The sequence below is a fragment of the Streptomyces sp. NPDC058751 genome (genome assembly GCF_042746485.1).
Classification (GTDB): Bacteria; Actinomycetota; Actinomycetes; order Streptomycetales; family Streptomycetaceae; genus Streptomyces.
In genome coordinates, this window is sequence record NZ_JBHYPZ010000014.1 from 22,080 (window position 1) to 47,310 (window position 25,231).

Consider the following 25,231-nt stretch of genomic DNA (forward strand, 5'->3'; position numbering starts at 1 on the left):
GAGGGGTCGTCAGGAGGTCACGTGTATCCACGGCTGTACCCCCGCCAGCCGGTCAGACGCCTGGCCGGAGCACTCGTCGTCTCGCTCCTCACCCTCGGTCTGTCGGCGACGCCGGCCCCCGCGGAGGCATCCGGGTCCGCGGAGCTGCCCCCGCAGGAGCCAGGCGTCACGCTCCGTGTCTTCGACATCCAGGCCCCGATGAGCGGCATCTGCACGCTGAAGCCGGGGCAGACCCCCAACATCGACAAGCTGAAGCCGGTGATCGACTGGTCCTCCGTCGACGACTTCGGCCTGGAGAGCAACTTCGTCACCCACGTCATCGGCAATCTCACCGTCCCGCAGACGGGCGGCTACACCCTCCGTCTCACCAGCGACGACGGTTCCCGTCTCCTGATCGACGACCAGGTGGTGATCGACCACGACGGACTGCACGGTCCGGACCCCAAGGACGCGACCGTGGACCTGACGGCGGGCCCCCACGCGCTGCGCATCGAGCACTTCGAGCGTGACGGAGGCCAGCAGATAACGTTGTCGTGGAAGCCGCCGGGCGCCACCGGCTTCACGGTCGTGCCGAACTCGGCCCTGAGCACGGACGCCGGCGTCGTCCGCGTGACCGCGCCGGGCCGCAAGGAGTGCGAGACCGGCGCGGATTCCCCCGGTGACGGCCTGCCGTTGACCGGGGTGCACCCCAACTACACCCTCACCGACCTCAGACCCAGCGGTTTCCAGCCGCAGGTCTCCGCGATGGACTGGCTGCCGGACGGCCGCCTGGCCGTGACCACCTGGGGCGGCAGCGACAACACGGCGGGAGAGGTCTACCTGCTGTCCAACGTCACGGGCGACACCGGCCCCGGCAGGGTCACGACGAAGAAGATCGCCTCGGGCCTGAAGGAACCCATGGGGATCAAGTACGTCGACGGCAAGCTCTACGTCTCGCAGAAACACGAACTGACCGAACTGAACGACACCAACGGTGACGAGGTCACCGACCAGTACCGGCGGGTCGCGACCTGGCCCTTCGGCGGCAACTTCCACGAGTTCGCCTTCGGCCTGCTCTACAAGGACGGGTTCTTCTACCTGAACCTGTCGGTCTCCATCAACTACGGCGGGGCGACCACGAACCCGCAGCCGGCGGCGAACCGCGGGACCACCATCAAGGTGAACAGGCAGACCGGAGAGGTCTCCTACGTCGCCGGAGGGCTGCGCACCCCCAACGGCATCGGGTGGGGCCCCGAAGGCGACATCTTCGTCACCGACAACCAGGGCGGCTGGCTGCCCTCGTCGAAACTGCTCCACGTCAAGCAGGGCCGGTTCTTCAACCACCGCACCAACCCGGCCGGACCGTTCGACTCCAACCCGGTCACCAAGCCGGTGCTCTGGCTGCCCCAGAACGAGATCGCCAACTCGCCCAGCACTCCCCTCCAGTTGACGGAGGGCCCGTTCGCCGGGCAGATGCTGTTCGGCGACGTGACGTACGGCGGAATCCAGCGCGGCTTCCTGGAGAAGGTCGGCGGCGAGTACCAGGGCGCGGTCTTCCGGCTCACCCAGGGCCTGGAGGCGGGCGTGACCCGGATCAGCGTCGGTCCCGACGGCGCGCTGTACGCGGGCGGGCTGGGCGCGGACGGAAACTGGGGCCAGGAGGGCAAACTCAAGTACGGGCTGCAGAAGTTGACGCCGAACGGCTCCAACGCCTTCGACATCCGCGCCATGCGCGCCGTACCGGGCGGCTTCTCCCTGGAGTACACCCAGCCGCTCTCGACGGAGACGGCCACCGACCTGGTCAAGCACTACAAGATCAAGCAGTGGGGTTACACGCCGACCGCGGACTACGGCGGCCCCAAGATCGGTGAGGAAACACTCACCGCGCAGTCGGCCTCCCTCTCGGCCGACCGCAGGACGGTCACCCTGGCCATCCCCGGTCTCAAGGCCGACCGGGTGGTCCACGTCCGCTCGCCCCGCCCCTTCAGCTCGTCCACCGGCGAGTCCCTGTGGAGCACGGAGGCGTGGTACACGCTCAACCAGGTGCCCGGGGGAACTCCCGGAACGGGTGAGGTGAAGGGGGTCGGCGGGAAGTGCCTGGACGTCGACAACGCCGGTACCGCGGACGGTACGAAGGTCCAGTTGTGGACGTGCAACGGCACCGGCGCCCAGAGGTGGACGGTGGCCGCCGACGGCACGGTGAAGGCGCTGAACAAGTGCCTGGACGTCGACAACTCCGGTACGGCGGACGGTACGAAGGTCCAGTTGTGGACGTGCAACGGCACCGGCGCCCAGAAGTGGACGGTGGCCGCCGACGGCACGGTGAAGGCGCTCGGCAAGTGCCTGGACGTCTCGGGCGGCGGCACCGCGGACGGCACGAAGGTCCAGCTGTGGACCTGCAACAACACCGGCGCCCAGAAATGGACCCTGCCCTGACACGGGCCCGGCCCGGTCGTACGTACGCGGCCGCACCGTAAGTGAGGGGTGGGGACCGGGAACTCCCGGTCCCCACCCCGTCTTTGTCCTTGATGAGGAAAAAGTCGAACCGTATCTGTGCGCAAGTTCTTCCCCACCGGGCGGAGCGCTGCTACGTTCCACTCGGAAGTGAACGGGTGACGCGGAGAATCCCCGCACCGGGGGCGAACGCGGACCCCGTCCTTCGGACCGGACCGGGACGAGTGCCCGGACGGCCCGGCCCGGACGACAGGGAAGGGGGAGGCACGTGAGGCGCATGACGGCTCGCCCCGCGAACGCACACCAGACGCGGCTGCTCCGGCTGCTGCGCGACGGCGGTCCCCACTCGCGTGCCCAGCTGGGCGACCGGATCGACCTCTCCCGTTCCAAGCTCGCGGTCGAGGTGGACCGGCTCCTGGAGACCGGCCTCGTCGTCGCGGACGGTCTCGCCGCCTCCCGGGGCGGACGCCGCTCGCACAACATCCGCCTCGCGCCCGAACTGCGCTTCCTCGGCGTCGACATCGGCGCTACCTCGATCGACGTCGCGGTGACCAACGCCGAACTGGAGGTCCTGGGACACCTCAACCACTCCATGGACGTGCGGGAAGGCCCCGTCGCGGTCTTCGAGCAGGTCCTGTCGATGGTCGGCAAGCTCAAGGCGTCGGGGCTGACGGACGGACTGGACGGCGCCGGCATCGGCGTACCGGGCCCCGTCCGCTTCCCCGAAGGCGTCCCGGTGGCTCCGCCGATCATGCCCGGATGGGACGGTTTCCCCGTCCGGGAGGCACTCAGCCAGGACCTGGGATGCCCCGTGATGGTCGACAACGACGCGAACCTGATGGCCATGGGGGAGCAGCACGCGGGCGTCGCCCGGTCCGTGGGCGACTTCCTGTACGTCAAGATCGGCACCGGCATCGGCTGCGGCATCGTCGTCGGCGGAGAGGTCCACCGCGGCACGACGGGGAGCGCCGGCGACATCGGGCACATCCAGATCGATCCGGAGGGCCGGGCCTGCGGCTGCGGCAACAGGGGATGTCTGGAGGCACACTTCGGCGGCGCCGCGCTCGCCCGCGACGCCGAGGACGCGGCGCGCGAGGGACGCTCGGTCGCCCTCGCCGCCCGGCTGGAGGCCGTCGGCACGCTGACCGCGGCGGACGTCTCCGCGGCCGCCGCGGCGGGGGACGCCACGGCCCTGGAACTGATCAGGGCGGGCGGTGACCGGGTCGGCCAGGTCATCGCCGGCCTCGTGAGCTTCTTCAACCCCGGCATGGTCGTGATCGGAGGCGGGGTGACGGGACTCGGACACACGCTGCTGGCGAGCGTGCGGACCCAGGTGTACCGGCGCTCCCTCCCGCTCGCGACCAGGAACCTGCCCATCGTCCTGGGCGAACTCGGCTCCACCGCCGGTGTGATCGGCGCGGCCCGGCTCATCAGCGACCACCTGTTCTCACCGGCCTGACCCTGTTCTCGCCGGCCTGATCCGAGCCGGTCGGCACCGCGAGGTGCCTGACACCCAACACGCCGGCACCGCGAGGTGTCCGGTACGTCGGCACCGCGAGGCGCCGAGCACGTGAGCCCCGCACCGTGCCGAGCACATAGGCACCGTGAGGTGTCCAGCACGCAAGCACCGTGAGGTGCCGAGCACCAGGCACACCCGTACGACCCTGCCGCACGCGCGTCCCGTACCGCCGTACCACCCGTACCCCTCGTACGCCCGCACCCCGTAGCCGCACCACCCGCGCGAAGCCGCGGCACCGCACCTCACCGCACACGGCGGGATCGCCCTCCGACGTGCGTGCTCCTCCGCCCCGACGGCCGCACCGCCGTCGGAACACCCCGTCACGCCCCCGCTCTCGCGTCCGCCCTGCCCGTTCACGGCCCGCAACAGCCGAGGAATCCCCATGGCACCAGAACCGCCCCTGCTCACCATGTCCGGCATCACCAAGTCGTTTCCCGGAGTCCGCGCCCTCGACGGCGTCGACCTGGAGGTCCGGGCCGGGGAAGTCCACTGCGTCCTCGGCCAGAACGGCGCCGGCAAGTCCACCCTGATCAAGGTCCTCGCCGGTGCCCACCAGCCGGACGGGGGCAGGATCACCTGGTGCGGACGGGACGTGACGCCGGGCTCCCCGATCGCGGCCATGCGCCTCGGCATCGCCACCATCTACCAGGAACTCGACCTGGTCGAGGGGCTGTCCGTGGCCGAGAACGTCTTCCTCGGCCACGAGCCCACCACCGCGGGCTTCGTCGTCCGGGCACGAGCCGCCCGCACCGCCGCCGCCCAGCTGCTGAAACGCCTCGGCCACGGCGAGATCGACCCCGCGCGCCGGGCCGGTGAACTCTCCGCCGCCCAGCGGCAGATCGTCTCCATGGCCCGCGCGCTCTCCCACGACGTGCGCCTCATCGTCATGGACGAGCCGTCCGCCGCCCTCGACCCGGACGAGGTCGACAACCTCTTCCGGACCGTCGGTGACCTGACCGCCGAAGGGGTCGCCGTCGTCTACATCTCCCACCGCCTGGAGGAGATCCGCCGGATCGGCGACCGGGTCACCGTCCTCAAGGACGGCCGGACCGTCGCGGCCGGACTGCCCGCGAAGTCCACCTCGACCGACGAGGTCGTCACGCTGATGACCGGGCGCAGCGTCGAGTACGTCTTCCCGGAACGGCTCCCGCGGGACGCCCCCGCCACGGCCGAACCCGTACTGCGCGTCGAAGGGCTCACCAGGAAAGGGGAGTTCGCCCCCCTCGACCTGGAACTGCGCCCCGGCGAGATCGTCGGCCTCGCCGGACTCGTCGGATCGGGACGCTCCGAGATCCTGGAGACGGTCTACGGCGCGCGCAGGCCGACCGGCGGACGCGTCCTCGTCGACGGGGTCCCCCTACGGCCGGGCAGCGTCCGCGCGGCCGTCCGCGCCGGCGTCGGCCTGGCCCCCGAGGAACGCAAGGCGCAGGCCCTGCTGCCGATGGAGTCCGTCACCCGCAACGTCACCGTCTCCACCCTCTCCCGCTTCTCCCGCGGCGGCTGGCTCGACCGGCAGCGGGAACGCGACGCCGCCCGGCGGACGACCCGCGAACTGTCCCTGCGGCCCGACGACCCCGACGCACGGATCCGGACCCTGTCCGGCGGCAACCAGCAGAAGGCGGTCCTCGCCCGCTGGCTCCTGCGCGGCTGCAAGGTCCTGCTCCTCGACGAGCCGACCCGGGGCGTCGACGTCGGCGCCCGCGCCGAGCTGTACGGCGTCGTCCGGCGGCTGGCCGACGAGGGCCTCGCCGTCCTCCTCGTGTCCAGCGAGGTGCCCGAGGTCCTGGGGCTCGCCGACCGCGTGCTGGTGCTGCGCGAGGGGAACGTCGTCCACACCGCCGACGCCCGGGAGCTCGACGAGCACCGCGTACTCGACCTCGTGATGGAAGGAAGCCCGACGGCATGACTCAGTCGACCACTCCGGCGGGGCACGGCACGCCGGCCACACCCCTCGCTCCCGCGCCGGCCGGGAAGAGCGCGGCGCACCGGCCGCCGGGTCTCCGCCCGGACGTGCGCACCCTGTCCCTGCTCGGCGTCCTGGCCGTCCTCGTGGCGGTCGGGGGCGCCACCAGGCCCGACGAGTTCCTGTCCGTCAGCAATCTGCAACTCGTCCTGACCCAGGCATCCGTCATCGGCGTCGTCACCGTCGGCATGACCTTCGTCATCACCAGCGGCGGCATCGACCTGTCGGTCGGGGCCATCGTGGCACTGGCGTCCGTCTGGGCCACCACGGTGGCGACCCAGGAGTACGGATTCGCCGGCATCCTCTTCACCGCCGTGGCCGTGGGACTGGGCTGCGGCCTGGTGAACGGGCTGCTCATCGCGTACGGCGGGATGGTCCCCTTCATCGCCACCCTCGCCATGTTCGCCTCCGCCCGCGGTCTCGCCCTCCAGATCACCGACGGCAGGACCCAGATCGTGACCGTCGAGTCCGTGCTCGACCTCGGCGTCAAGGACGCCTACGTCCTCGGCGTCCCGCCGCTCGTCCTCGTCTTCGCCGCCGTCACCCTCGTGGGCTGGCTCCTGTTCAACCGCACCACCTTCGGCCGCCGGACGGTGGCCGTGGGCGGCAACGCGGAGGCCACCCGGCTCGCCGGCATCGACGTACGCCGCCAGCGCCTCTACCTCTACCTGCTCTCCGGACTGTGCTGCGGCATCGCGGCCTTCCTGCTGATCGTGCTGGCCGGCTCCGGCCAGAACACCAACGGCAACCTCTACGAACTCGACGCCATCGCCGCCGCCATCATCGGCGGCACCCTCCTCAGCGGCGGCCGCGGCACGGTCACCGGTTCCGTCCTCGGCGTCCTCGTCTTCACGACGATCACCAACATCTTCGCCCTGAACAACCTGGAGAGCGCCGTCCAGCAGATCGCCAAGGGCGCGATCATCGTTGCCGCCGTCCTCGTCCAGCACCGCGCCCTGCGCGGCGACTGACCGCACCCGTCCCCGCACACCGCACCCACAGCCCCGTGCGGCGCCGCCGTCACCGCCTCGCTCGGCGCCGCACGGTCTCGACCCCACCACCCGGTTCCGGAACTCCCGCACCCGGAAAGCCCAGTCGAAGAGGTAGACCCGCCATGCCAGAATCCCGCGTCCACAGCCGCAGACACCTCCTCCTCGGCGGCGCCGCCGTCTCCACCGGCGCCCTGCTCACCGCCTGCACCAGCAACGAACCCAAGGACCGGACGTCCGCCACGAACGAGGCCCCCGCCGCCGACAAGCCCGGCGCCCCCGTCACCATCGGCTTCGCCGGCCCGCAGGCCGACCACGGCTGGCTCAACGCCATCAACGAGAACGCCAAGCGGCGCGCCGAGAAGTACTCCGACGTCACCCTCGAGATCACCGAGGGCTCCAACGACACCGCCGCCCAGATCGGCCAGGTCCAGACCCTCATCAACAAGAGGGTCGACGTCCTGGTCGTCCTGCCCGCCGACGGCAAGGCACTCACCCAGGTCGGCCTCCAGGCCATGAAGGCCGGCATCCCCGTCGTCAACCTCGACCGGATCTTCGCCTCCCCGCAGGCGTACCGCTGCTGGATCGGCGGCGACAACTACGGCATGGGCCTCAACGCCGGCCGTTACATCGGCGAGAAGCTCAAGGACAAGAAGAACGCCACCGTCGTCGAACTCGCCGGCATGGACAGCCTGGAACTCACCCGGCAGCGCACCCAGGGCTTCGACGACGCCCTCAAGAACTACCCCAACATCCGCAAGGTCGCCCGCCAGGCCGCCGACTTCACCGTCGAGTCCGGCCAGGCCAAGATGGCCCAGCTCCTCCAGGCCCAGTCGAAGTTCGACGCCCTGTGGAACCACGACGACGACCAGGGCGTCGGCGCGCTGCGCGCCATCGCCCAGGCCGGCCGCAAGGGCTTCCTCATGGTCGGCGGCGCCGGAGCCAAGTCCGCCATGGACGCCATCAAGGCCGACGACGGCGTCCTGAAGGCCACGGTCCTCTACCCGCCCACCATGGCCGCCTCCGCGATCGACCTCGCCCGCGCCCTCGGCCAGAAGAAGGGCATCGGCGGCATGGCCGAACTGGAGATCCCCGCCTCGATCACCCTCTACTCCGCCGTCGTCACCAAGGAAAACGTCGACGAATACCTGCCCACCGGCTTCAGCTGACCGGCGCGAGCGCCGCCCGGGCGGGTACGCGCCGGCCCGACGGCCGCCCGCCCCGCCCGGCGGAGCCCCGGCTCTCCGCGCGCCGCGGAACCGACGTCCCCACCGGCCACGGCCGGTGGCTGCGAGAGGAGACCAATGGAACAGAGGGACAGCGAAAGGGTCCCGCCGACGCTCGGCATCGGGATGGTCGGGTACGCGTTCATGGGCGCCGCCCACTCCCAGGGCTGGCGCACCGCCGGCCGCGTCTTCGACCTGCCGCTGCGCCCGGTGCTCGCCGCCGTGGCGGGCCGGGACCCCGAGGCCGTGCGCGCGGCGGCCGACAGACACGGCTGGGCCGCCACGGAGACCGACTGGCGCGCGCTGATCGCCCGCGACGACGTCCAGCTCGTCGACATCTGCACGCCGGGCGACCGGCACGCGGAGATCGCGATCGCCGCGCTCGACGCGGGCAAGCACGTGCTGTGCGAGAAGCCGCTCGCCAACTCGGTGGCCGAGGCCGAGGCCATGGCGGTCGCCGCCGACCGGGCCAGGGAACGCGGCCAGGTGGCCATGGTCGGCTTCAACTACCGCCGGGTGCCGGCCCTCGCGCACGCCCGCCGGCTCGTCGCGGACGGCTGGCTCGGCACCCTGCGGCACCTTCGCCTCACCTACCTCCAGGACTGGCTCGTCGACCCCGACTTCCCGCTGACCTGGCGCCTGCAGCGGCAGCACGCGGGCTCCGGCGCGCTCGGGGACCTCGGAGCGCACATCGTGGACCTCGCACAGTTCCTGGCGGGGGAGCCGCTGGTCGGGGTCTCGGCACAGCTGGAGACGTTCGTCAGGGAACGCCCCCTCCTCGCGGGGGTGTCGGCCGGACTGCACGCCTCCGGCGGCCCGGGGCGCGGCCCCGTCACCGTCGACGACGCGGCCGTCTTCACCGGCCGGCTCGCCTCCGGCGCGCTCGCGACGTTCGAGGCGAGCCGGATGGCACCGGGCCGCAAGAACGCGCTGCGCCTGGAGGCCAACGGCGAGCGGGGCTCCCTCGCCTTCGACCTGGAGCGGCTCAACGAACTCCTCCTCCACGACCACCGGGAACCGGCGGCCACCGCAGGATTCCGCCGGATCCTGGTCACCGAGGCGGACCACCCCTACCTGGAGGCCTGGTGGCCGCCCGGTCACGGACTCGGCTACGAACACACCTTCGTCCACCAGGCGCGCGACCTGGTGACGGCCGTCGCCGAGGGGACGGACCCCGTGCCGTCGTTCGCGGACGGACTCCAGGTCCAGCGCGTACTGGCCGCCGTGGAGGAGAGCGCGGCGAAGAACGCCGTCTACACCCCCGTTCCCGCGCCCGCCCCGACACCGCGGGCCGAGCGTGCCGAGGCACAGGTCTGAGGAGGAGAGCCGATGCCACGCCCGTTCACGCTGTTCACCGGCCAGTGGGCCGACCTGCCCCTGGAGGAGGTCTGCCGGCTCGCCCGCGACTTCGGCTACGACGGCCTCGAACTCGCCTGCTGGGGAGACCACTTCGAGGTGGACAAGGCCCTCGCCGACCCGGCGTACGTCAAGGGCAGACGGGAACTGCTCGACACGTACGGACTGAGGTGCTGGGCGGTCTCCAACCACCTGGTGGGGCAGGCCGTCTGCGACGACCCGATCGACGAGCGCCACCGGGCGATCGTGCCCGCCCGGATCTGGGGCGACGGCGACGCCGAAGGGGTGCGGCGACGGGCCGCCCGCGAGCTCGCGGACACCGCGCGGGCCGCGGCGGCGCTCGGCGTCGACACCGTCGTCGGCTTCACCGGCTCCTCCATCTGGCACCTGGTGGCGATGTTCCCGCCGGTCCCCGAGCACATGGTCGAGCGCGGCTACGAGGACTTCGCCGAGCGCTGGAACCCGGTCCTCGACGTCTTCGACGCCGAGGGAGTGCGCTTCGCCCACGAGGTGCACCCCAGCGAGATCGCCTACGACTACTGGACGACGAAACGGGCCCTCGACGCCATAGGGAACCGGCCGGCCTTCGGCCTCAACTTCGACCCCTCCCACTTCGTGTGGCAGGACCTCGACCCGGTCGGCTTCCTCTACGACTTCCGCGACCGGATCTACCACGTGGACTGCAAGGAGGCCCGCAAACGGCTCGACGGGCGCAACGGGCGCCTCGGCTCCCACCTGCCCTGGGGCGATCCCCGGCGCGGCTGGGACTTCGTCTCCGCCGGCCACGGCGACGTCCCCTGGGAGGACGTCTTCCGGATGCTCCGCTCGATCGGCTACGACGGCCCGGTCTCGGTGGAGTGGGAGGACGCCGGCATGGACCGGCTCCAGGGCGCCCCCGAGGCGCTCGCCCACCTCAAGCGGTTCGACTTCGATCCGCCGAGCGCCTCCTTCGACGCCGCGTTCTCCGGACCGTGAGCCGCGAGCGCCGCCCATGAACCGGCGGCGGGCGAGGAGGCGTCGTACCCCCCGCCCGCCGTCTTCTCCACCTGTGAGACCTGCAAGATCTGCGAGCCCTGTGAGACCTGCAAGGACACCGACACGGCAGGGAGGCGGCCAGTGCACCACGCAAACGCGACGGGGAGACCGGTCCACGACGGGCGGGCACGCACCGGGGTCTGGTTCGTGGGGGCACGCGGATCGGTGGCGACCACCGCCGTCGCCGGATGTGCGGCCGTCACCACGGGCCTGTACCCGCCCACCGGCATGCTCACCGAGACGCCGGCCTTCGCGGGGACCGGTCTGCCCCGGCCGGCCTCGCTCGTCTTCGGCGGCCACGACACGGCCGACTGCCCCCTGCCGAAACGCGCCGAGGACCTCACCGGGGCCGGCGTGCTGCCCGGCGGCCTCGCCCGGGCCGTCCACACCGAACTGGCCGCGGCCGACCGGGAGATACGACCGGGCGGACCGCTGGCCGGGGACACCCGCACCGACGAGGAACTGATCACCCGCTTCGCCGACGACCTCACCGCCTTCCGCTCGCGCCGGGAACTGGCCCGTGTCGTCGTCGTCAACCTCTCCTCCACCGAGCCGCTCCCGGCACCGGACGCCACCCGCCTGCCGCCCAGCTCCCTGTACGCCGCCGCCGCGCTGCGCGCCGGCTGCCCCTACGTCAACTTCACGCCCTCGACGGGACTGCACAGCCCGATGCTCACCGAGGCCGCCGAGGCGAGCGGCCTTCCCCACGCGGGCCGCGACGGCAAGACGGGCCAGACGCTCCTGCGGTCCGTCCTCGCCCCGATGTTCGTCCAGCGGGCCCTGACCGTCCGGGCCTGGTCCGGCACCAACCTGCTGGGCGGCGGGGACGGGGCGGCCCTGGCCGACCCGGCCGCGGCCGCGGCCAAGAACGCCGGGAAGGAACGCGTCCTCACCGACACGCTCGGCGCCGGTGTCCAGGGCGAGGTCCACATCGACGACGTCCCCGCGCTGGGGGAGTGGAAGACCGCCTGGGACCACGTCGCCTTCGACGGCTTCCTCGGGTCCCGCATGATCCTCCAGACGATCTGGCAGGGATGCGACTCGGCCCTCGCCGCCCCCCTGGTCCTGGACCTGGCGCGGCTCGTCGCCCGCGCCCACGAGGCGGGCCTCACCGGCCCCCGCCCCGAACTCGGCTTCTACTTCAAGGACCCCGACGGCGGCCCCGCCGGACTCGCCCGGCAGTTCGACGCCCTCCTCTCCTTCGCCGACCGCCTCCGGGAAGCCGGATGATCCGCCCCCTGCCACCCCGACCCGTGCCCGCCCGCACCACGGACACCTCACCGGCGCCGACACCCGCGCAGGCGAAGAGCGCCGGGACGGCCCGGACCGCTCTCCCGCACGCCGCCGCCCCCGCCCGCAGGAGCACCGCCGTGCGGAACACGGCGAGGGCGTGGAGCGAACTCCTGCGCGTCTCGGCGCTGCCCAGCGTCCCCGGTGACGCCCTCGCCGGGGCCGCGGCCGCGGGACTGCGGCCCGGCAGGGGCACCGCCTGGGCCATCGGCTCCTCGCTGTGCCTCTACGAGGCGGGCATGGCGCTCAACGACTGGGCGGACCGGCACGAGGACGCCGTCGAACGCCCCCACCGCCCCCTCCCCTCCGGCCGCGTCCGTCCGGGAGCGGCCCTGGGCGCCGCCGGACTCCTCACGGCCACCGGCCTCGCCCTCGCGGCCCGCGCCGGACGCCCCGCCCTGACGGTCGCCACGGCCCTGGCCGCGACGGTCTGGGCGTACGACCTGCGCCTCAAGCACACCGCGGCCGGCCCGGCGGCCATGGCCACGGCCCGGGGCCTGGACCTCCTCCTCGGCGCCACGGCGACGGCGTCCGCGAACAGGGGCGGCACGCCGGGTACGGCACGGCCGGACGGCGTCACCGCCAAAGGGACGACGGCGGGCGGTGCGCGCCGGGCGTCCGGACCGCGCCGGGCGTCCGGACCGCGCGGCGCCGTGACCGCGGCCGCGACGGGGGGCTTCCGCCGGCCGGCCGGGCCGCGTGGCGCCGTACCCGCCTTACCCGCGGCGGCGGCACTCGCGGCGCACACCTACGCCGTCACCACGGTGTCCCGGCACGAGGTCCACGGCGGCTCCACGACCGCCCCCCTGGCGGGGCTCGCCACGACGGCCGCCCTCACCGTCCTCACCGCCGCGCCCGGCCCGGCCCCGCACCGGCCCGGCACCCGGGGAGAACCACCGTCCGCGCCGCACCGCGTCCCCGGCGGCGCCACGGCGGAACGGGTCACCCTCCTCCTCGCCACCGTCTACTTCCGCACCGCCGCCCGCCCCCTCCTCCACGCCGCCCTGAACCCGTCCCCGCTCCTCACCCGGCAGGCCGTCGGCGGTGGTGTCCGGGCGATGATCCCCCTGCAGGCCGCGCTCATGGCCCGCTCCGGGGCACCCGCCGGAGGGCTCGCCCTCCTCGGCCTCGCCCCCCTGGCCCGCCGGCTCGCGCGAAAGGTCAGCCCCACATGAGCGAGTCCCGTCCGACCTTTGGCCCGGCACCCCTGCGCTACGGCTACGGAACCAACGGACTGACCGACCTCCGGCTCGACGACGCCCTCGCGCTCCTCGCCGACCTCGGCTACGACGGCGTCGGCCTCACCCTCGACCACATGCACCTCGACCCCCTCGCCCCCCACCTGGCCGCCCGCACCGCACGCGTGGCACACCGGATCGGCGAACTCGGACTCACCGTCACCGTCGAGACCGGCGCCCGGTACGTCCTCGACCCCCGCCGCAAGCACGGCCCCTCCCTCCTCGACCCCGATCCGGCCGACCGTGCCGCCCGCCGCCGGCTGCTCCTCACCGCCGTGCGCACCGCCGCGGACCTCGGCGCCCACGCCGTGCACTGCTTCAGCGGCACCGCCCCGCCCGGCACCGATCCGGACACCGCCTGGAAACGCCTCGCGGAAGAGCTCCTGCCGGTCGCCGAGGCCGCCGAGGCCGCAGACGTCCCCCTCGCGATCGAACCCGAGCCGGGCCACCTCCTCGCCACGCTCGACGACTTCCACCGTCTGCGCGCCGCCATGGGAGACCCCGCCTCCCTCGGCCTCACCCTCGACATAGGCCACTGCCAGTGCCTGGAACCGGTGTCACCAGCCGCCTGCGTACGGGCCGCCGCACCCTGGCTGCGCCACGTCCAGATCGAGGACATGCGGCGCGGCGTCCACGAACACCTGCCGTTCGGCGACGGCGAGATCGACTTCTCTCCGGTCCTCGACGCCCTCGCCTCCACCGGCTACCAGGGGCTCACCGTCGTCGAACTGCCCCGCCACTCCCACGCGGGCCCCGGACTCGCCCGCACCTCCCTCGCGTTCCTCCGCGCCCTGGCCCCGGAAGGAGCCCCGCCCCCGTGACCGCCACCCCCGCACCCGCCACGTCCGGTGCCCCCACGCCCGTCCCCGCCGCACCCGAAGCCCTCGCCGTCCTGCGCACCGTCCTCGGCACGCGGCTCACCGGCGCCGCCCGCGCGTGGCTGGACGACGCGCTGGCCGAGGCCGCCCCGGCCGGCCGTACGCCCCCGGCCACCGCCTGGGAGCTGCGCTTCGCCGCCGCCGGCCGTCACTGCGGTCACGAGCACGCCGACGCCGTCCGCGTCCTCCTCCTCACCGAGGCCCGACCCGGCCCGGAGACCCTCGACCGCCTCTACCACCAGGGAAGCGCCGCCGAACGACGCGCCGTGCTCCACGCCCTGCCGCACCTCGTCGACGGCCCCCAGGGTCTGCCCCTCGTCGCCGACGCGCTGCGCACCAACGACACCAGCCTCGTCGCCGCGGCCCTAGGCCCCTACGCGGCCGCCCACCTCGACCAGCACTCCTGGCGGCACGCCGTCCTCAAGTGCCTCTTCACCCAGGTCCCCGTCGACGTGGTCGCGGGCCTCGGGCACCGCGCCCACGGTGACGCCACGCTCGCCCGCATGCTCGCCGACCACGCCGCCGAACGCACCGCCGCCGGCCGCGACGTCCCCCACGACCTGCACCGTGTGCTCGCCCTGACGGCCCAGGCACGTCCGTAGCCCGAGGAGTCCCGATGCGCATCTTCGACCCCCACATCCACATGACCTCCCGCACCACCGACGACTACGAGGCCATGTACGCCGCCGGTGTCCGCGCCCTCGTCGAACCGTCCTTCTGGCTCGGCCAGCCGCGTACCTCCCCGGCCGCCTTCCTCGACTACTTCGACGCCCTCCTCGGCTGGGAGCCCCACCGGGCCGCCCAGTACGGCATCGCCCACCACTGCGCCATCGCGCTCAACCCCAAGGAGGCCAACGACCCCCGCTGCGTCCCCGTCCTCGACGTCCTGCCCCGCTACCTCGTCAAGGACTCCGTCGTGGCCGTCGGCGAGATCGGCTACGACTCCCAGACACCCGCCGAGGACACCGCCCTGGCCGCGCAGCTCCAGCTCGCCGCCGACCACGCCCTGCCGGCGCTCGTCCACACCCCGCACCGGGACAAGCTCACCGGGCTGCGCCGCACGATCGACGTCGTCCGTGAGTCCGCCCTGCGCCCCGACCACGTCCTCCTCGACCACCTCAACGAGACGACGGTCGCGGAGGCCAGGGAGAGCGGCTGCTGGCTCGGCTTCTCCGTCTACCCGGACACCAAGATGGACGAGGAGCGGACGGTCGCGGTGCTGAGGACCTACGGGACGGAGAAGGTGCTGGTCAACTCGGCCGCGGACTGGGGGAGGAGCGACCCGCTGAAGACCCGCCGGGTCGGCGAGGCGATGCTCGCCGCCGGCTTCGACGAGGACGACGTCGACCAGGTCCTGTGGCGCAACCCCGTCGCCTTCTACGGGCTCAGTGGCCGCCTCCGGCTCGACGTCACGCCGCCACAAGGGCTGCACGAGGGCAACTCAGTCCTCCGCGGCGGGGAATGAGAGGAGCCCCCGATGCGCTTCCGCCACCCCGACGGGTCCCTCGTCCACCTGTCCTACTGCACCAACGTCCACCCCGCCGAGACCCTCGACGGCGTCCTCGCCCAGCTCCGCGACCACTGCGAGCCCGTCCGCCGGCGCCTGGGACGCGACCGGCTCGGCATCGGCCTGTGGCTGGCGAGGGCGGCGTCCCGCACCCTGGTCGAGGACCCGGCGGCGCTGCGCGGCCTGCGGGCCGAGCTGGAACGCCGCGGGCTCGAGGTCGTCACCCTCAACGGCTTCCCCTACGAGGGCTTCGGCCACGACGAGGTCAAGTACCGGGTGTACCGGCCGGACTGGACCGAGCCCGAGCGCCTCGCGTACACCACCGATCTCGCCCGTCTCCTCGCCGCGCTCCTGCCCGAGGACGTCACGGAGGGAACGGTCTCCACCCTGCCGCTCGCGTGGCGCCGGGGGTCAGGCCCGTCCGGGAACGCGGCCGTGCGGGACGCGCTCACCGCCCTCACCACCCTCGTCGAACGCCTCGACGCCCTGGAGGACCTGACGGGCAGATCGATCCGGGTGGCCCTCGAACCCGAGCCCGGCTGCGTCGTCGAGACCACCGCCGACGCCACCGGCCCCCTCACCGCCCTCGGCGCACCGCACCGCGTGGGCGTCTGCGTCGACACCTGCCACCTCGCCACGTCCTTCGAGGACCCGGCCGGCGCCCTGCCCGCCCTGGACACGGCGGGCGTCACCGTCCCCAAGGCCCAGCTGTCCGCCGCCCTGCACGCCGAGCACCCGCACCTGCCCGCCGTGCGCGAGGCGCTGGCCGCCTTCGCCGAGCCCCGCTTCCTCCACCAGACCCGCACCCTCACCCCCGACGGACTTCGCGGCACCGACGACCTCGGCGAAGCCCTCACGGGAACGGCCCTGCCCCGCACCGGCCCCTGGCGCTCCCACTTCCACGTCCCCCTGCACGCGCGGCCCGCGCCGCCGCTGACCTCCACGCTCCCGGTGCTCGAAGAGGCGCTGGCCCTGCTCGTGGGCGGCCCCACCCCTCGTACGCGCCACCTGGAGGTCGAGACCTACACCTGGCAGGCGCTCCCGCCCGAGCTGCGGCCCCTCACCCGTGCCCGGCTCGCCGACGGCATCGCCGCCGAACTCTCCCTGGCACGCGACCTCCTGACCGACCTCGGCCTCAAGGAACTGCCGTGACCGACACGCCCGGCACCTCCGCCGTGCCCGCCACCCGGCGCCCCACCCCGCTCCTGGTCCTGGACGTCGTCGGCCTCACCCCCCGGCTCCTCGACCACATGCCGAACCTGAGGGCACTCGCCGCCACGGGTTCCCGGGCACCCCTGGCCACCGTCCTGCCCGCCGTCACCTGCACCGCCCAGACCACCTTCCTGACCGGCACCCTCCCGTCGGAACACGGCATCGTCGGCAACGGCTGGTACTTCCGGGACCTCGGCGACGTCCTGCTGTGGCGCCAGCACAACGGCCTCGTCTCCGGCGACCGCCTCTGGGACGCCGCCCGCCGCGTCCACCCCGGCTACACCGTCGCCAACATCTGCTGGTGGTACGCCATGGGCGCCGACACCGACTACACCGTCACCCCCCGGCCCGTCTACTACGCCGACGGCCGCAAGGAACCCGACTGCTACACCCGGCCGCCCGCCCTCCACGACGAGCTCACCGAGGAGTTCGGCACCTTCCCCCTCTTCCACTTCTGGGGCCCGGGCGCCGACCTCGTCTCCAGCCGGTGGATCGCCGAGGCCACCCGGCACGTCATGCGCACCCGCGACCCCGACCTGACCCTCTGCTACCTCCCGCACCTCGACTACGACCTCCAGCGCCACGGCCCCGAGGACCCCCGGTCCCACCGGGCCGCCGCCGAACTCGACACCGTCCTCGGCCCGCTCCTCGACGACGCGCGAGGCGAAGGGCGCACCGTCGTGGTCCTGTCCGAGTACGGCATCACCCGTGTCGACCGGCCCGTCGACATCAACCGCGCCCTGCGCCGAGCGGGCCTGCTGGAGGTCCACACCCAGGACGGCATGGAGTACCTGGACCCCATGGCGTCCCGGGCCTTCGCCGTGGCCGACCACCAGATCGCCCACGTCTACGTCCGGCGCCCCGCGGACCTCCCGGCCGTCCGGGAGACGCTCACGGACCTCCCCGGCCTCGCCCGGCTCCTCGACGACGACGGCAAGAAGGAGCACGGCCTCGACCATCCGCGCTCGGGAGAACTGGTCGCCCTCGCCGAGCCCGACGCCTGGTTCACGTACTACTACTGGCTCGACGACGCCCGCGCCCCCGACTTCGCCCGGCTCGTCGAGATCCACCGCAAACCCGGCTACGACCCCGCCGAACTCCTCATGGACCCGGCCGACCCGTACGTGAGGATCAGGGCGGCCAGGGAGATCGCCCGCAAGAAGCTCGGCATGCGCTACCGGCTCGCCATCGTCCCCCTCGACCCCTCGCCCCTGCGCGGCAGTCACGGCCTCCTTCCCGCAGACGAGGACGAAGGACCGCTCATCGTGTGCTCCGACCCCGGTGCCGTGAGCGGCCGGGTCGCCGCCACCGAGGTGAAGTCGCTGCTGCTGCGTCTGGCCGGCGCCGGAACGGCCACGGACGGCCAAGGCCCCTCGGCGGTCGCCGGGACGCCCCGCCGGTGATCGTCTCGCCGCTGCACGTGCGGCCCGCCGGGCACGTGACTGTCCGGCGGGCCGCACGTGCGGGTCGGTGAGGGTCAGCTTCCGGTGAGGCTGACCGCCAGGGACGTGATGTTCAGCGGGAACCGGAGGATCGGAGTCGGCTCGCCGGTGACGAGGTTGACGCTGTAGAGCGTCGGGGTGCTCGCGCCGTACGGGGTGAGCGAGGCGAACGCTGCGACCGACGTCGTCTTGCCGTTGGACAGGTAGCTGAAGACGTCCAGGCCCGCGTTGGGCTGCGCGTCGAAGCCGAGGGAGCCGACCGTGGTCAGGGTGCCGTTGTTGGCCGGCGCCTGGAGGACGAGGTTGTCCGTCGTGGTGTCGACGCCGTACAGGAGCGTCCCGGTGGCGGCGACCAGATCGTTGTTCGTGTAGCCGGACGCGGTGATGCCCCGTGCCGGCCCGGTGAGCGGCGGGGTGGTGAGGATGGTGTCCTCGACGGTGGTGTGGTCATTGAGGTTGTGCCGCAGGTTCTGGCCGTTGTCGCTGACCACGCGGAGCCGGTCGGCCGCCGGGTTGAAGTCGAAGCCGAAGTTGGTCCCGTACAGCGCGACCTGGAGCTGGGAGACCTTGGTGACCACCACGTCGGTGGTCTGCGGCGGGGTCTTGATCGTGTAGATGCCGCCCTTGTCCCCGAGGCCGTACATCAGGCCGTCCTGGACCCGGTGGTCGATGGCGAGCAGCCTGGTGTCGCCGCTGAGGCCGGTGACGGCCCGGACCCAGTCGAGCACGTCCGGCCGGTCGGTGGTGAAGGTGGCCATCAGGGTGCCGTCGCCGGTGATCCCGAAGGCCCTCAGGCTGGGCGCGGCGGCGGTGGCCGAACCCGTGCCGGGCGCGCCCACCAGCAGTGCTGCGGAAACGGACAGGACCGCGGCCGCCGTCATGAGTCTTTTTCGGATTCCTGCTTTCATCGGTGTTCCCCTCCCGTTCGATCGAATGGCATCGAGGGAAATTGCATACGCGACGCGAATGTCTGCGAATGCGAATTCCGGTGTGCTGGCGACTCCTGTTTAGCCGCCTTCGCCGCAGCTCTGCAACCGGATCAAGGCATAAAGGCGCCTTGATCCGACAACTTTGCGCACCGTGACAAATATCCGGGTGAGGTAAAGGTTGTCGATTCACGCGAAGTGATAAATCACGTCCGGATTTCATCTGTCGGCCCGCTCACCTGCGATGGCAGGCTCACGCCCATGGGGAGCCTCTTCGCCGAACTGGCCCGGCAGGCGTCGGCCAACGCCCGCCGGGAGGTCGATGCGTATCTGCGCGAGATTCCGGAGTTCCGTTCGTGGGAAAGCAGGCCCCGGGTCGCGGCCGAGACGATGGAATACTCGGTGTGGCTGCGGCGCCGCACGATCGAACTGTCTCCGGACAACAGCGGTCTGACCGACGACGACCTCGGCTACATCGCGGCCATCGGCGAGGTACGGGCCGATGCCGGAATGTCCTCGGATTCGCGGCAACAGGTACTGCAACTGCACACCGCGCTCATGCTGCGCGACATCCACGAGGCGGCCGAGAGGCTGCGCGGCGGCGATGTCGAGGAACTCATGCAGGTGATGACCTGGTTCGCCCCGCAGGGCGACCGCGGCATCGTCGCCTACCGCCGGGGCTTCCTGACGGTGCTGCGCCGCCGTCTGCCGTACGTCGGACAGGTCGCCCTGCTGGCCAGGTCACTGCTGACCGGCGACCCCATGGCCGCGGACCTCGCCGCCGCCCTCGACCTGGAACTTCCCGGGTCCTGCGCCGTCGCGGTGATCCGCGTGCCGGACAGCCCCCTGAACGACCGTGATCTGGACGCCGAGATCGAGGCGCTCGTGAAGACGCACCGGGTGCCCGTCGTCTGGTACCCGAAGAGCGGCACGAGAGGCGGTGAGCTGATCGCCGTCGTTCCCTGCGCCGACGAGGCGGTACGGCTGCCCTCCGCGCCCGGCGCCGTGGCGGACCTCGTCGGGGACTTCACCGAGGCGCTCGGCCGCCCCTGCGCCGCCGGCACCGCCGTCGCACCGCTCGACGAAGTCCCCGCCGCCCTCGAACGGGCCCGCCGGATCAGCGAGTCGGCCCCGCTGGGGAAGCCCTCCCGCCGATTACGGCCGTGCACCGTGGCGGACGTCTTCGTCGAACTCGCGGTCGCGGACGTGCCGTTCATCGACACCTGGCTCCACACGGTGGCCCGGAGCCTCGAACCGGGCCCGGACCTCGTGACCACGCTCGACGCCTACTACCGCCACGACATGAACCGCGGCGCGGCGGCGGCGTCCCTCAACGTCCACCCGCGCACCCTGGACTACCGTCTGCGCCGGGCCGCCGAACTCACCGGCATCGACCCGGGCTCGGCGCACGGCATACGCACGCTCAGCGCCGTCGTGACACGGAGGCTGTCGGGCGCGTGGGCCTGACGCCACGCCGAGCGCCTGCCCGGGATGCCGCCGAACGGCGCAGGCGAACGGCCGCGCGGGGCACGCTCCGGAAGAACTCGGGCGCCGCTGTCGATCCAGCCGTTTCCCGTTCGACATCCTGGTGTAGGACGCATCGCCGTGCCAGGCGGCGACAGGACCTGATGAGGGAACACATGGATCAGCTGCTGCGCGTGCAGAACTTCACCGTCTCGAGCGACGGCGTGGCCGCCGGCGAGGACCAGAGCCTGGAGCGGCCCTTCGGCCACCACATCGATCCGGGGAAGCTCTTCGCCTGGGCCGGCGCCACGGCGAGCTGGCCCAACCGCACCGAGCCCGGGGGAAGCCGGGGCCTCGACGACTACTTCACCCGGGACTTCAGCCACAACATCGGCGCCGAGATCATGGGCCGCAACAAGTTCGGACCCCAGCGCGGCCCGTGGCGCGACCACGACTGGCGCGGCTGGTGGGGTGACGAGCCGCCCTTCCGCACACCGGTGTTCGTCCTGACCCACCACGAGCGTCCGTCGTTCACACTCTCCGACACCACGTTCCACTTCGTGGACGGCGACCCCGCCACCGTTCTCGCGCGGGCGAAGGAGGCCGCGCAGGGCAAGGACGTCCGGCTCGGCGGCGGAGTGACCACCGTCCGGGAGTTCCTCGACGCCGGTCTCGTCGACACCCTGCACGTGGTCGTCTCCCCGGTGAAGCTCGGGTCCGGGCTGCGCCTCTGGGACTCGCCCGAACAGCTGCTGGACCGGTTCCACATGGAGGCCGTGCCCAGCCCGAGCGGTGTGACGCACCACCTTTTCTGGCGCAGGTGACGGGAAGGACGGCGGCGACGGAAGGCGGGGGCCGCAGTGGTCAGAGGTGGGTGAGCACGTTGATGACGTTGCCGTCGTGGTCCCGGTAGAAGAAGCGCCGTACGCCCCACTCCTCGTCCGCCGGTCCGTACAGGATCTCCAGACCGGCGGCGAGGGCCCCCGCCAGAGCCGCGTCCAGGTCCTCCACCTCCAGGGACGCCACAGGGTTCACCGGCCCGGTGGGATCCCTGGTGATCAGGCTGACCTGCACGGAGTGGTCCGTGGGCGGGGCGAGGGTGACGATCCAGCCGTGATTCATGATCACCTCCATCCCGGTGACCCGGACGTGGGCCTCCACTGCGGAATCGAGATCGCTCACGGTGAGCAGCGGCATCGCGCGCGGTGCGGACATGTGCGCCAGCGTAACCGGCCCGCCCCACCCCGGTCCGCGTCCGCCGGGGGCTCCGGAACCCGTGCGGTCGGCTCACCGCGTGCGAACGGCGAGGAACGGGTTCAGGGGCGTAGACGCGCCAGTTCGTCCGCGCGGCGGCGGTCCTTGGGACGGCCGAGGGCGCGGCGCATCCGGATCAAGTCCTCCAAGGCGGTGTAGCGGATGGTGAAGCCCGCCGGGTCGCGGGTGCTCACCGCCCGGGCCAGGCAGGAGGCGGTGTCCATGCCGCCCCACGGCAGGGCGGGCGTGCACAGGTCGCCGCCGGCACCGGTCACCTGGTAAGCCACCTGGGAACGGCCGAGGTCGGGCAGGTCCGTGCAACCCGCGGAAGCCAGGGCGTCGCGCAGCGCGTGCGCCTGCTCGGGCGTGCCGTCCCACAACAGGTCGAGGTCACCGGTCAGTTCCGTCGAGCCGTGCATGATGCCCGCGACCTGACCCACGACCACCGCCTGCGAGCCGGCCTCGTGCAGAGCCTGAAGGAAAGGGATCGGATCGAAGCCGAGCGCACCGTCCGTGGCGAACGTACCGGCGACGTCATCGGCTTCCTCCGAGCCCCGCCCCGTGGCGACACGTTCACGGGTGACGGCCTGGGTACGCTTGACGGCCTGACGAAGTCGAAGAGCGGCAGCCTCGTTCACTCGACTCATCCAACAGCAACCGTGGCCACCTCACTCGCGACTTTCCCTGATCCAGCCGCCGCACGGCGGAACGCATCGACACGGAGGGGCTGCGGGTATCGGCGCGATGCCGGGCGCGCGGCCACTGACCGGCGAACAGACCACCGAGAGGGCCACCGAGCGGGCCCGCCGTCACGCACATCGCAGCATCGGAAGTGGACAGCATGTCGGAAATGGGCAACACGAACGATCCGTACGAGCTGAGCGAGGGTGTGCCGTCCGTCGAGGTCTTCCGCCGCCTGCGCACCGACGCCGGCCTCTCGGACAAGGACCCCGCGGCTGTCGCCCTCGCCCTCCCCAACACCTGGCACGGGGTGCTCCTCCACCACGAGGGCGAGCCCGTCGGCATGGGACGCGTCATCGGTGACGGAGGCACCGCCTTCCAGGTCGTCGACATCTGCGTCCACCCCGCGCACCAGGGCCGCGGCCTGGGCAGGCGCATCATGGCCGCGCTCACCGACGAACTGGAGCGCCGGGCGCCCGCCACCGCCTACGTCTCGCTGATCGCCGACGGCCCCGCGCGCTTCCTCTACGAGAAGTTCGGCTTCGCCGACACCGCCACGCACCACTCGATCGGCATGTACCGCGTGATGGAAGGAAACGACGGGTCCGTCGGGAACCACGGGTCCAGCGGACCGCACACCGTCCCGGGCGGATCGCCGCACCCGTGACCGCGCCCCCGCCGGGCACGCTCGCCGCGGCCCTCGGCGCCTCGTACGCGGCCCGGACGCTGACCTGACAGGGCGTTGCTTTCCGCGGAATCCGGGCCGTCGAGGGGCGCCGAAGATCCTCTCGGCCGACATGTGTCGGCCGGCTGGGACGCGATCGACACCGCGGCGACCGTCACGGGCTGGGAACGGTCCGAGTTCACGCTCCTCGAATGGTGGCCGGCGGACCATGACCTGGCGGCTGGAACCGTGGCGGTGGAGTTCGTCTTCGCCGACGACCGCCTCCGGATCGTCAACGGCCTCGACGAGAACCGCATCGAGGTCGGTGCGACCCCCCGGGAGTACGTCCGGCACGGGCTGGGCCGCTGAGGACGCTCGGCGTCGGTTTCGAGGTCGTGTGCCGGTGTTCGGCGAAGGGGCTGTCGGCCGCGGCTGCCGAGGTTCCCTCAGGGTGATCACTCCTGTCCGCCGTCGCGAGTTCGCCGACGCCACCAGGTCGCAGTGGGCGCCACGACGGCAAGCGCGGAGAAGACGGCCGCGCTGGTCACGTGCGGTTCCGTCCGGCCTTGAGCGAGTGCGTACAGCCCACCGGCCGCACCGCCACCGACGAGGACCGGCGCGGGTGGCCAGGAACTGGAGGCCACTCCTGCGGTCACCAGCGCCATCGCCGGCACGGCGGCGAGGAAGAGCATCCAGCCGTGCAGCTCGTAGCCGTCCGCTGCCACGCAGCCGCCGCGCGGTCCCCGTCCGCGACCACCGTCGACGAGCCCGGAGGTCCTCGCGGACCACGAAGAAGGGGCCGGGCGACCGGCGTTCGGCCGATTGGCATGATGGGCGGAGGCAAGTCTCAGGTGTCTCTGGAGGAGCGACCATGGCGTTCACGACCGAAGTCGCCGAACGGGACGAGTGGTTCTATTCGCCGACCGTCGGTGTCGGACCGCTCCGGTTCGGCATGACCGTCGACGAAGTGGTCGAGGCGGCTGAGACGTTCGGCCGGACGAAGGTCGGCGAGTGCGCACGGGGCCACGCGGTCTTCTCGCCCACTTGGAAGGTCGAGGTCCACCGTCGCGGGGTGGCTTCCCCGCCGCCCGCCGTCACGGCTTATGCGAGCCAGGTCGCGGGGCTGTTCTGCGTCGCCGTCGACGCCGTGCACGGTCCCCGAGTCGCTTACGAAGGAATCCAGTTGGTCGGGAGGGACCGGTCGGAGCTGGAGAGCGACGTGACCGCGTACGCCGAGGCGATGGACAGGTACTTTCGCTACAGCCCCGATGGCTACGCAGGACCGGACGATCCCGGGATCGTGATCTGCGGGCAACCGGTCGGGCGGGTCTTCCGATCGCGTCCGTTGTTCATGGTGCCGCGCGACGGCGCGTATACCGAAGGGGACTCGCTGCCTTCCGAGGAGTACGCGTCGATGGCCAGTCAGCGGCCTGACACGGTGTGACCCAGGACGTGATCACATCTGTCGCCGCGTCGGACGACACCATGCCCACAGCCTCGGCGGTCACTCACTCCCCGCCGGCCAGCGCCGGCACTTCATGTGCGGGGAACAAGCCGCTGGCCCGCATCGCCTCGGCGGCTCGCGGGTCCATCAGGAGGAGGATTCCCTCGTTCCCGCCCGTGCAGAGGGTGTGAGCGCGCAGCGTGCTGCGTCCGGCGGCGGCGAGCAGCTGGTTGACGACGGCCAGGGGGCGGACGGTCGCCAGGGCCCAGGGATCCACGTCCTCCCATTCCCCGGACCTCAGGACCACGCAACGGGTCCCGTTGATCAGGACCGTGTAGTCCTCGGCGTCCCGGACCGTCTCGACCTCCAGCACCACGCCGTACCGCACCAGGGCCGGTGCGAGCTCTCGAAGGAACCTGTCGACCCCGCCCTCGGCCATCTCCTCCCCGTCCACGAAGAACCCGGTCCGCTCGTGGAGGAGCCCGAAATTCAGCGGGTAGCAGCCGGTCGCGACCTCGGTCCTCTCGGACTCGCGCAGCTCAGCCGGCAGGTCGTCCCACACCCCGTAGCGGTCCAGCGCCTCGGCCATCACCCGATGACGCTCGTCACCCCGCCACGGATCGTCGTCCGCGCCCCTGGACCGGAACCGTCCGACCGCTTCGTCGTCTGACGTCATGGGCGGACGGTACCGCAACGGTCTGACATCGCCG

At 72.3% G+C, this 25,231-nt stretch carries 24 protein-coding genes; 19 read left to right on the top strand and 5 right to left on the bottom strand.

What is annotated here, in order from left to right; translation table 11 throughout:
• Nucleotides 1-21 precede the first annotated feature (21 nt).
• The 14 genes from ACFW6B_RS15415 to ACFW6B_RS15480 all read left to right on the top strand — a co-directional run bounded on the left by ACFW6B_RS15415 (nt 22) and on the right by ACFW6B_RS15480 (nt 18,049).
• On the top strand, nt 22-2,415 hold the full coding sequence (locus ACFW6B_RS15415; protein WP_386596015.1) for a ricin-type beta-trefoil lectin domain protein: 2,394 nt from the start codon (nt 22-24) through the stop codon (nt 2,413-2,415).
• 295 nt (nt 2,416-2,710) lie between these two features.
• A complete protein-coding gene (locus tag ACFW6B_RS15420) occupies nt 2,711-3,892 on the top strand; it encodes an ROK family protein (RefSeq protein WP_386596017.1) in 1,182 nt (393 codons plus the stop codon).
• A 442-nt stretch (nt 3,893-4,334) separates the two neighbouring features.
• Complete coding sequence (locus ACFW6B_RS15425; RefSeq protein ID WP_386596019.1) at nt 4,335-5,858, top strand: sugar ABC transporter ATP-binding protein; 1,524 nt, start codon at nt 4,335-4,337, stop codon at nt 5,856-5,858.
• Nucleotides 5,855-6,886, top strand: a complete 1,032-nt coding sequence (locus tag ACFW6B_RS15430; RefSeq protein WP_386596022.1) for an ABC transporter permease — start codon at nt 5,855-5,857, stop codon at nt 6,884-6,886. Before ACFW6B_RS15425 ends, ACFW6B_RS15430 begins: the two co-directional genes overlap by 4 nt.
• Before the next feature lie 143 nt (nt 6,887-7,029).
• Nucleotides 7,030-8,073 (top strand): substrate-binding domain-containing protein, encoded by a 1,044-nt coding sequence (locus ACFW6B_RS15435; RefSeq protein WP_386596025.1) that lies wholly within the window; start codon nt 7,030-7,032, stop codon nt 8,071-8,073.
• 135 nt (nt 8,074-8,208) lie between these two features.
• Nucleotides 8,209-9,447: a Gfo/Idh/MocA family protein gene (locus ACFW6B_RS15440; RefSeq protein WP_386596027.1), complete on the top strand. Its 1,239-nt coding sequence runs from the start codon at nt 8,209-8,211 to the stop codon at nt 9,445-9,447.
• A 12-nt stretch (nt 9,448-9,459) separates the two neighbouring features.
• Entirely contained in the window at nt 9,460-10,461 is a 1,002-nt protein-coding gene (locus ACFW6B_RS15445; RefSeq protein ID WP_386596029.1) for a sugar phosphate isomerase/epimerase family protein, read from the top strand.
• Nucleotides 10,462-10,602: 141 nt separating this feature from the next.
• Entirely contained in the window at nt 10,603-11,751 is a 1,149-nt protein-coding gene (locus ACFW6B_RS15450) for an inositol-3-phosphate synthase (RefSeq protein WP_386596031.1), read from the top strand.
• Entirely contained in the window at nt 11,748-12,986 is a 1,239-nt protein-coding gene (locus ACFW6B_RS15455) for an SCO3242 family prenyltransferase (RefSeq protein ID WP_386596034.1), read from the top strand. The genes ACFW6B_RS15450 and ACFW6B_RS15455 overlap by 4 nt, the downstream gene beginning before the upstream one ends.
• Nucleotides 12,983-13,870, top strand: a complete 888-nt coding sequence (locus tag ACFW6B_RS15460) for a sugar phosphate isomerase/epimerase family protein (protein ID WP_386596036.1) — start codon at nt 12,983-12,985, stop codon at nt 13,868-13,870. Before ACFW6B_RS15455 ends, ACFW6B_RS15460 begins: the two co-directional genes overlap by 4 nt.
• Nucleotides 13,867-14,529 carry an EboA domain-containing protein gene (locus ACFW6B_RS15465; protein ID WP_386596038.1) on the top strand — a complete coding sequence of 221 codons (663 nt, stop codon included), beginning with the start codon at nt 13,867-13,869 and terminating at the stop codon, nt 14,527-14,529. The genes ACFW6B_RS15460 and ACFW6B_RS15465 overlap by 4 nt, the downstream gene beginning before the upstream one ends.
• Before the next feature lie 14 nt (nt 14,530-14,543).
• The gene (locus ACFW6B_RS15470; protein WP_386596040.1) at nt 14,544-15,392 is read left to right on the top strand and encodes a TatD family hydrolase; all 849 of its coding nucleotides are present in this window, start codon (nt 14,544-14,546) and stop codon (nt 15,390-15,392) included.
• Between the two features lie 12 nt (nt 15,393-15,404).
• Nucleotides 15,405-16,586, top strand: a complete 1,182-nt coding sequence (gene eboE / locus ACFW6B_RS15475; RefSeq protein WP_386596042.1) for a metabolite traffic protein EboE — start codon at nt 15,405-15,407, stop codon at nt 16,584-16,586.
• The gene (locus ACFW6B_RS15480) at nt 16,583-18,049 is read left to right on the top strand and encodes an alkaline phosphatase family protein (protein ID WP_386596044.1); all 1,467 of its coding nucleotides are present in this window, start codon (nt 16,583-16,585) and stop codon (nt 18,047-18,049) included. The genes eboE and ACFW6B_RS15480 overlap by 4 nt, the downstream gene beginning before the upstream one ends.
• Before the next feature lie 74 nt (nt 18,050-18,123).
• Here the strand turns inward: ACFW6B_RS15480 and ACFW6B_RS15485 are convergent, their stop codons facing one another.
• Complete coding sequence (locus ACFW6B_RS15485; protein WP_386596046.1) at nt 18,124-18,969, bottom strand: DUF4394 domain-containing protein; 846 nt, start codon at nt 18,967-18,969, stop codon at nt 18,124-18,126.
• A gap of 306 nt (nt 18,970-19,275) precedes the next feature.
• Here ACFW6B_RS15485 and ACFW6B_RS15490 point away from each other — a divergent pair, with 306 nt between their 5' ends.
• Both ACFW6B_RS15490 and ACFW6B_RS15495 read left to right on the top strand, forming a co-directional pair.
• Nucleotides 19,276-20,481: a PucR family transcriptional regulator gene (locus ACFW6B_RS15490; protein ID WP_386596048.1), complete on the top strand. Its 1,206-nt coding sequence runs from the start codon at nt 19,276-19,278 to the stop codon at nt 20,479-20,481.
• Between the two features lie 173 nt (nt 20,482-20,654).
• Entirely contained in the window at nt 20,655-21,302 is a 648-nt protein-coding gene (locus ACFW6B_RS15495; RefSeq protein ID WP_386596050.1) for a dihydrofolate reductase family protein, read from the top strand.
• A gap of 40 nt (nt 21,303-21,342) precedes the next feature.
• Here the strand turns inward: ACFW6B_RS15495 and ACFW6B_RS15500 are convergent, their stop codons facing one another.
• Both ACFW6B_RS15500 and ACFW6B_RS15505 read right to left on the bottom strand, forming a co-directional pair.
• Complete coding sequence (locus ACFW6B_RS15500; protein WP_386596053.1) at nt 21,343-21,693, bottom strand: VOC family protein; 351 nt, start codon at nt 21,691-21,693, stop codon at nt 21,343-21,345.
• A gap of 101 nt (nt 21,694-21,794) precedes the next feature.
• Nucleotides 21,795-22,379, bottom strand: coding sequence for a hypothetical protein (locus ACFW6B_RS15505; protein WP_386596055.1), 585 nt, complete (start codon nt 22,377-22,379; stop codon nt 21,795-21,797).
• Between the two features lie 203 nt (nt 22,380-22,582).
• On the opposite strand from ACFW6B_RS15505, the gene ACFW6B_RS15510 reads away from it, so the two are divergent.
• Both ACFW6B_RS15510 and ACFW6B_RS15515 read left to right on the top strand, forming a co-directional pair.
• Nucleotides 22,583-23,080, top strand: a complete 498-nt coding sequence (locus ACFW6B_RS15510) for a GNAT family N-acetyltransferase (RefSeq protein WP_386596057.1) — start codon at nt 22,583-22,585, stop codon at nt 23,078-23,080.
• A gap of 132 nt (nt 23,081-23,212) precedes the next feature.
• The gene (locus ACFW6B_RS15515) at nt 23,213-23,446 is read left to right on the top strand and encodes a hypothetical protein (protein WP_386596059.1); all 234 of its coding nucleotides are present in this window, start codon (nt 23,213-23,215) and stop codon (nt 23,444-23,446) included.
• Between the two features lie 86 nt (nt 23,447-23,532).
• On the opposite strand, the gene ACFW6B_RS15520 is transcribed toward ACFW6B_RS15515, so the two are convergent.
• Nucleotides 23,533-23,802, bottom strand: a complete 270-nt coding sequence (locus ACFW6B_RS15520; protein WP_386596061.1) for a hypothetical protein — start codon at nt 23,800-23,802, stop codon at nt 23,533-23,535.
• A gap of 146 nt (nt 23,803-23,948) precedes the next feature.
• Between ACFW6B_RS15520 and ACFW6B_RS15525 the strand changes: the two genes are divergently transcribed.
• Nucleotides 23,949-24,521, top strand: a complete 573-nt coding sequence (locus ACFW6B_RS15525; RefSeq protein WP_386596062.1) for a hypothetical protein — start codon at nt 23,949-23,951, stop codon at nt 24,519-24,521.
• Nucleotides 24,522-24,585: 64 nt separating this feature from the next.
• On the opposite strand, the gene ACFW6B_RS15530 is transcribed toward ACFW6B_RS15525, so the two are convergent.
• On the bottom strand, nt 24,586-25,197 hold the full coding sequence (locus ACFW6B_RS15530; protein ID WP_386596064.1) for a hypothetical protein: 612 nt from the start codon (nt 25,195-25,197) through the stop codon (nt 24,586-24,588).
• Nucleotides 25,198-25,231 lie beyond the last annotated feature (34 nt).